The sequence below is a fragment of the Nocardioides sp. P86 genome (genome assembly GCF_023712465.1).
Lineage (GTDB): Bacteria > Actinomycetota > Actinomycetes > Propionibacteriales > Nocardioidaceae > Nocardioides > Nocardioides kribbensis.
On the sequence record NZ_JAMAYE010000017.1, the window covers coordinates 1 to 489 of the forward strand.

At 64.6% G+C, this 489-nt stretch carries 1 protein-coding gene; it reads right to left on the reverse strand.

Going from position 1 to position 489, the window contains the following annotated elements; translation table 11 throughout:
• A partial coding sequence (tyrS, locus tag M3673_RS18735; protein WP_251535575.1) for a tyrosine--tRNA ligase occupies nucleotides 1–489 on the reverse strand: 489 nt, incomplete at both ends.

Below are 489 nucleotides of genomic sequence, written 5' to 3' on the forward strand. Positions count from 1 at the left end.
GCGTAGGGCGAGGTCAGCTCCGGGTTCAGCCAGATGGCGTTGCCCTCGGACTTGCCGAACTTGGTGCCGTCCGAGTTGGTGATCAGCGGGGTGCCGATGGCGTGCACCGCGGCACCTTCGGTCTTGCGCACGAGGTCCGTGCCGGAGGTGAGGTTGCCCCACTGGTCCGAGCCGCCGGTCTGCAGGGTGCAGCCGTACTGCCGGTAGAGGTTCAGGAAGTCCAGCCCCTGCAGGATCTGGTAGCTGAACTCGGTGTAGGAGATCCCCTCCTCCGAGTTCAGACGTTTGGCCACGATGTCCTTCTTGATCATGGTCCCCACGCGGAAGTTCTTGCCGATGTCGCGCAGGAAGTCGATGGCCGACAGCTGCGACGTCCAGTCCAGGTTGTTGACCATGCGGGCGGGGTTCTCCCCCTCGAAGGACAGGAAGCGCTGGACCTGCTCACGCAGCATCTCCACCCACTGCGCCACGGTCTCGCGCGAGTTGAGG